Here is a 7112-nt window from a genome sequence, read left to right on the forward strand (position 1 = left end):
CCACTAACTGATACACCGCCTTCGCGAGCAAGCCCGCTCCCACATGGGTTATAGGTCGCCTGTCCGATCGCACAAAAAAGCCCCACCCGGCCTACGCCGAATGGGGCTTCGTCCCACAAACCCGCCTTACGCGACGTTCATGGTCTTGTGCGTCTCGATCAAATGCGCCACCACACTCGGATCCGCCAGGGTGGAGATATCGCCCAACCCGTCGTATTCAGCGGTGGCAATCTTGCGCAGGATCCGGCGCATGATTTTCCCCGAACGGGTCTTCGGCAAGCCCGGTGCCCACTGGATCACATCCGGTGAAGCAATCGGCCCGATCTCTTTACGCACCCAGTTTTTCAACTCCAGGCGCAACGCTTCATTCGGCTCTTCGCCGTTTTTCAGCGTGACATACACATAGATGCCCTGGCCCTTGATGTCATGAGGCACACCCACCACCGCCGCTTCCGCGACTTTCGGGTGCGCAACCATGGCGCTCTCAATTTCGGCGGTGCCCATGCGGTGGCCGGAGACGTTCAGCACGTCATCCACCCGCCCGGTGATCCAGTAGTAGCCATCCTCGTCACGGCGCGCACCATCACCGGTGAAGTACATGCCACGGAAGGTCTTGAAGTAGGTGTCCACAAACCGGTCATGGTCGCCATACAGCGTACGTGCCTGGCCCGGCCACGAATCCAGGATCACCAGGTTACCCTCGGCCACGCCTTCAATCAGGTTGCCGAGGTTATCCACCAGCGCCGGCACCACGCCAAAGAACGGACGTGCCGCCGAACCCGGCTTGAGCGCATGGGCGCCCGGCAGCGGGCTCATCATGTTGCCGCCGGTCTCGGTCTGCCACCAGGTATCCACGATCGGGCAACGGGATTGGCCGACGTTCTTGTAGTACCAGTCCCACGCTTCCGGGTTAATTGGCTCACCCACCGAACCCAGCAGGCGCAAGCTGCTGCCATCGGCGCCTTCGCAGGCGGCGGTGCCGGAAGCCATCATGGCGCGGATCGCGGTCGGTGCGGTGTAGAGGATGTTCACTTTGTGCTTGTCGACGATCTTCGCCACCCGGGTGATGTCCGGATAGTTCGGCACGCCTTCGAACATCAGCGTAGTCGCGCCGTTGGCCAGTGGGCCATAGACGATATAGGTGTGGCCGGTGACCCAGCCGACGTCGGCGGTGCACCAGTAGATTTCGCCCGGGCGGTAGTCAAACACGCGCTCGTGGGTCAGGGCTGCGTACAACAGGTAGCCGCCGGTGGTGTGCTGCACGCCCTTCGGCTTGCCGGTGGAGCCGGAGGTGTAAAGGATGAACAGCGCTTCTTCGGCGCCCATCTCTTTCGGCGCACAGACGGTGCCCGCCACTTTCATCAGGTCTTCGTACCAGATGTCGCGATGCTGGTTCCACTTGATGTTGCCACCGGTGCGCTTGCACACGATGACTTTCTGGATGCTGCTGGTTTCCGGGTTGGTCAGGGCGTCGTCGACGTTGGCCTTCAGGGAAATCTTCTTGCCGGCACGAATGCCTTCGTCGGCGGTGATCACCACCTTGGATTTGCAGTCGATGATCCGACCGGCCAGGGCCTCTGGCGAGAACCCGCCAAACACCACCGAGTGAATCGCACCGATCCGGGCACAGGCCAGCATGGCGACCGCGGCTTCGGGAATCATCGGCATATAGATAGTCACCACGTCGCCGCGGTGCACATCCTGGCCGCGCAGGGCGTTGGCGAACTTGCAGACTTCTTCATGCAGCTCGCGGTAGGTGATGGTGCGGCTTTCGGCAGGGTCGTCGCCCTCCCAGATGATTGCTGGCTGGTCGCCACGCTCGGCGAGGTGGCGGTCCAGGCAGTTGTAGGAAACGTTGAGGGTGCCGTCGGCAAACCATTTGATGTCGACATGGTGATCGTCGAAGGAGGTCTGCTTCACCGTGGTGAAAGGCTTGATCCAGTCAAGGCGCTTGGCTTGCTCGCGCCAGAAACCGTCGGGGTTGACCACCGACTGCTGGTACATGGCCTTGTAGGTCGCCTCATCGGTCAGCGTATTGGCTGCTACTTCGGGGCGAACGGGGTACAGAGAAGCCGCACTCATCTTTCTTACCTCGGTGACATAGTTGTTGTTGTATGGCCCTGTTGTAGCCGGGCCGGACCTATAGAACCATTCGACGATGGTAGTAACAAGCCCCTACAAATTGCCCACCTATCCCCTGGCAGCGCTCTGGCCCGCGGCCCGTGGCGCTTTGCAGGTTTCTGAAAAAACCTTCATTTCGCGATTGTTACAAAAACCACCAATAGTGTTTATCAAAAGCACGGGTATATGAATATAACTCGGACGCCTAAAATCAACCTCGCCATCAAGGCACTGTGATTAACAACGTAACAGCCCCCACGAAGGCAACGTTAATCCGAACTTCCCAATCAAGTTACACACGTGGCCTCACAAGGGCCCCGTGACCCCTTTCGACCGCCAAAAGGTAAATAGTCAAATGAAAGCGTTATTAGTTATGGCCCTTAGCAGCTTGTGCGCCACCGCCGCCCTGGCCGACGAAGCCCCGACTGACGTAGCCAGCCAGAGCACCCCGATTGTTGAGGATTACACTTACAGCACCCATCTGGACGTCGCCAAAGTAGTGTCCATGAGTGAAGTCCCGGATGTATGCAAAGTTGTACCGGTAAAAATGGAATATGAAGACTCACAAGGTCAGCGTCATATTCTTCAATATCAGGTCATGGGTAACGGTTGCTCTAACGGATAATAACTTCGTTAGTTTGAACTGAACCTGATCTTACTCGCCGCAAGAAATCGTTCTTGCGGCAAAGAGCCGGCTTATCCCCTACCGCTTGAATCGAATGCTACGATTGTGGCGCCGCCACCTCACCTGCAAGGCAGGATGCATTCATGCGAGCCAGTTTCGAAAAAATCCCCACCGAGGCGAACACCTCCTGGACCCTGCTGAACAGGCGTCTACCGGAGGCGATTCCGTTTGAATGGCATCACCATCCCGAATACGAACTGACCCTCACCCTCAACAGCCGCGGGCACCGCTATATCAGCAACGATGTGGCGCTGTACGATGACGGCGACCTGGTGCTGGTGGGCCCGAACGTGCCCCATAGCTGGTCTTCCGCCGAGCTGATCGACCCCGCCAAACCGCACATTGCCCTGGTCATCTGGTTTTCCGAGGCCTGGGCGGACTCGCTGGTGCAACTGTTTCCGGAGATGGGGTCGACGCGTGCGCTATTGGCTGCAGCGCGACAGGCGTTGAGTTTCAGTGATGCTACGTCCCGGGCGCTGCGCCCGGTGATCGAAGCAATGGTCGAGCAAGACGCTTCCCAGCGACTGATCTCGTTGCTCAGCGTGCTCAACACATTGTCCCGGGATATCGCCGCGCAGCGCATCGCGACGGAAAACGCCGCCCCTCACATCGTTGAAGACGCGCGCATCCGCCGCGTTCTGGACTACCTGCACGGCCACTATGCGCAACCTGTCGGCATTCCCGAGCTGGCGCAAATGGCCTGCGTCAGCGTTTCAGCCTTCCATCGCATGTTCCGCAAACATACACGCTGCACGGCGCTGGACTACATCGTCCGGCTACGCATCGGACATGCCTGCGCTTTATTGATGCAGGGCAACCTGGCGGTCAGCGCGATTTCCGAACAGGTCGGCTATGCCTCCCAGGCGTTGTTCAATCGGCAGTTCAAGGCGCACAAGGGCATGACGCCGTCACAGTTTCGGCTTCAACACGGGCATCACTTTCAATAAGCCGATTCTTCTATACGCCTTACAACAAACGCCACAATCGTACTGCTCAACGCGCCAAATCAGGCTGCCGCCCAGGCGGGCCGGGGTGATTCCATACCTGTATGCACACAACAACAAGACAGGTCACCCCATGAGCAACTACCACGCCTTCGAATGCGCCGAGCTGCCGGACGACTACAAGCGCAGCATCGTCGCGATGAAAAAGGCCCTGCGCGCGCAGATCGGCGATGTGCCTACGCTGTTCGCCGAGGTCAGCGAGTTCATCAGTACTGAAATCGCCTCGATCAAGGCACAGCAGTCCGCCTGGCCCGAGCTTGACTTTGAAACCATCGCCAACGGCCAGGTCACCGAAGCACAACGGGCAATCATCAAGCGCAGGGGCTGCCTGGTGATCCGCAACCACTTCCCCAGGGAACAGGTGCTGGGGTGGGACAAGAGCCTGCTGGACTACCTCGACCACAACCATTTCGACGAGGTGTATCGCGGCCCGGCCGACAATTTCTTCGGTAACCTCGAAGCCTCGCGCCCGGAGATATTCCCGATCTATTGGTCCGACGCCCAGATGCAACTGCGCCAACACGAGCGCATGGGCGCCGCGCAGTCGTTCCTGAATCGCCTGTGGACCTACGATTCCCAAGGCCGGCAATGGTTCGACCCAGACATCAATGCGCTATACCCCGACCGCGTCCGCCGCCGCCCACCGGGCACCAGCTCCAAAGGGCTTGGCCCGCACACCGACTCGGGCGCCCTGGAACGCTGGCTGCACCCCGCCTACCTCAAGGTGTTCGACAAGATCTACCGCAACGACTTCAAGTCCTACGACCCCTGGGACGCCGCCCATCGCACCGAAGTCGATGAATACGCCTACAAGGACACGGTGAAATGCTCGGCCTTCCGCACCTTCCAGGGCTGGACCGCACTGTGCGACATGCAGGCCGACCAGGGCGTGCTGCATACCTTGCCGATCCCCAAGGCCATGGCCTACATGCTGCTGCGCCCGCTGCTGGACGATGTCCCCGAAGATGAGCTGTGCGGCGTTGCGCCGGGCAAGGTGCTGCCAGTTTCAGAGAAATGGCACCCGCTGCTGGTCCAGGGCATGACCCCGATTCCGGACGTGCAGGCCGGCGATTCGGTGTGGTGGCACTGCGACGTGATCCACAGCGTCGCCCCCGTCGAAAATCAACAGGGCTGGGGCAACGTGATGTACGTGCCCGCCGCGCCCATGTGCCCGAAAAACCTGCGGTACGCCAAGGATGTGCTCAGGGCGTTCGAGCAAGGGGCCTCACCGGATGATTTCGCCCGGGAGGACTACGAGAAAGAGTGGAAAGACCGCTTCATGACGCCGCAACTGAACACCCTCGGCCGCAAAGGGCTGGGGCTGGAATAAGCACCGCTCCCCAAAACAACAAAAAGGGTTATCCCACATGAAAATCCCCCATCGCCTTGCCGTTGCCATCTCCCTCGCCAGCCTTTGCACGTTCGCCGCTCACGCAGCCGACAGCAAAGGCACTGTTGAAGTCGTCCACTACTGGACCTCGGGCGGGGAAGCCAAGTCTGTACAGGTGCTGCAACAACTGATCGAGAAAGACGGCTTCATCTGGCAAAACAGTGCCGTGGCCGGCGGCGGTGGCGCTGCTGCCATGACCGTCCTCAAGAGCCGCGCCGTCTCCGGCAACCCGCCCTCTGCCGCGCAGATCAAAGCTCCGGACATTCAGGAGTGGGGCAAACTGGGCCTGCTGACCAGCGTCGACAACGTCGCCAAGGCCAATCACTGGGACAGCCTGCTGCCCGAAAGCATTGCGCAACTGATGAAGTTCGACGACCACTACGTCGCCGTACCGCTCAACATCCACCGCATCAACTGGTTATGGATCAACCCCGAGGTGCTCAAGAAAGCCGGCGTGTCCAAAGCCCCGGCCACCCTGGAAGAACTCTACGCCGCCGGCGACAAACTCAAGGCCGCCGGCTTCATCGCCATCGCCCACGGCGGCCAACCCTGGCAGGACACCACCGTATTTGAAGGCCTGGTGCTCAGCATCCTGGGCGCCGATGGCTTCCAGAAAGCCTTTATCGACAACGACGAAGCCACCTTCACCGGCCCCAAAATGACCGAAGTCTTCGTCGCGCTGCGCAAGCTGAAGACCTACATGGACCCCAACGGCGCAGGCCAGGACTGGAACATGGAAACCGCCAAAGTCATCAATGGCCAGGCCGGCATGCAAATCATGGGGGACTGGGCCAAGAGTGAGTGGACCGCGGCGGGTAAAAAAGCCGGGGCCGATTATGAATGCGTGCCCTTCCCCGGCTCACAAGGCATTTATAGCTACACCATCGACTCACTGGCCATGTTCAAACCGTCCAGTAAAAATGATACGCCGGGCAACAACGCGGCTCGCGACGACCTGGCCAAGATCGCCCTGGAGCCGCAATTCCAGAGCGTGTTCAACCAGAACAAAGGCTCCATCCCGGTGATCAAGGGCCTGGACATGAGCCAGTTCGACAGCTGTGCCCAGGCTTCCGCCAAGGACTTCGCCGAAGCCGAGAACGCCGGCACGCTGGAGCCGAGCATGGCCTTCAACATGTCCACGTCCCAGGCGGTGCAAGGGGCGGTGTTTGATGTGGTCAGCAACTTCATGAGCAATAAAGACGCGGACCCCGCCAAGGCTGGCAAGCAGATGTTTGCCAGCATCAAAGCCGCAGCCCAGTAACCCCCCGCGACCCGTTCTTGCGCCAAACGGCGCAAGAACTTCCAGACCGAATCTGCCCCAGTTCGGCGCGCTGAAACAAACGCCTACCGCCCGTCAAAAAAATCCAAGCCAGGCAAAGCCTTGTAAACCCGGACCTTGGCTGCAAACACCACCATTTTGGCCGCTCACCGAGACCATCCGCCGCAACACAAAGTCGAATTTTTCCCTATAATGCGCGGGTAAATCGGGCCTGCAATATCCCTTTACATGGGGACGAAGAGCCAGACCTGAGGCCCCCGCTGGAGCCAGTAAGCATTGCTCCGCCCCTCAAGCCTCAAGCAGAACACCCGTAACCCTGATTCCGTTTAATGCGTGCGCTAGCTGCAACAAACGATTCCTTAAGATCCACCGCGGCCTTTGGGCCGTGTGAACACCCAACCATCCGGTTTCACACGGGCACCTTAGAGCCCTCACGCAGGAGACGACACGTCATGCTGAGCTGGGACGAGTTCGACAAAGAAGAAGACGGCGAAGTAGTTGCCAAAGGCGCCAACGCCGGCCACGCCACCGAAGCCAACATGGACCGCCTCGACGGCGCCGGCGCCGCCGCCGCCCTTGAAGCCCGCAACGTGACCGCCAGCGACTCCGCCGCGATCATCCGCGCCAAGGCCG

General features: G+C 59.9%; 5 protein-coding genes and 1 pseudogene. 5 read left to right on the top strand and 1 reads right to left on the bottom strand.

Annotation, left to right across the window (positions count from 1 at the left end; all coding sequences use genetic code 11):
- Nucleotides 1-126: 126 nt before the first annotated feature.
- On the bottom strand, nucleotides 127-2082 hold the full coding sequence (gene acs, locus ACW9I6_RS29065; protein ID WP_003214346.1) for an acetate--CoA ligase: 1956 nt from the start codon (nucleotides 2080-2082) through the stop codon (nucleotides 127-129).
- Nucleotides 2083-2476: 394 nt separating this feature from the next.
- Between acs and ACW9I6_RS29070 the strand changes: the two genes are divergently transcribed.
- The 5 genes and pseudogenes from ACW9I6_RS29070 to ACW9I6_RS29090 all read left to right on the top strand — a co-directional run.
- Entirely contained in the window at nucleotides 2477-2746 is a 270-nt protein-coding gene (locus tag ACW9I6_RS29070) for a DUF2790 domain-containing protein (protein WP_008435250.1), read from the top strand.
- Nucleotides 2747-2889: 143 nt separating this feature from the next.
- The gene (locus ACW9I6_RS29075) at nucleotides 2890-3753 is read left to right on the top strand and encodes a helix-turn-helix domain-containing protein (RefSeq protein WP_177022210.1); all 864 of its coding nucleotides are present in this window, start codon (nucleotides 2890-2892) and stop codon (nucleotides 3751-3753) included.
- Between the two features lie 130 nt (nucleotides 3754-3883).
- On the top strand, nucleotides 3884-5140 hold the full coding sequence (locus tag ACW9I6_RS29080) for a DUF1479 domain-containing protein (RefSeq protein ID WP_003214353.1): 1257 nt from the start codon (nucleotides 3884-3886) through the stop codon (nucleotides 5138-5140).
- Nucleotides 5141-5177: 37 nt separating this feature from the next.
- Nucleotides 5178-6461, top strand: coding sequence for an ABC transporter substrate-binding protein (locus ACW9I6_RS29085; protein WP_003214355.1), 1284 nt, complete (start codon nucleotides 5178-5180; stop codon nucleotides 6459-6461).
- A gap of 470 nt (nucleotides 6462-6931) precedes the next feature.
- Nucleotides 6932-7112, top strand: a pseudogene (locus ACW9I6_RS29090) (ribonucleotide-diphosphate reductase subunit beta); the annotation flags it as partial.

This window comes from Pseudomonas sp. SDO5522_S412 (assembly GCF_054071215.1).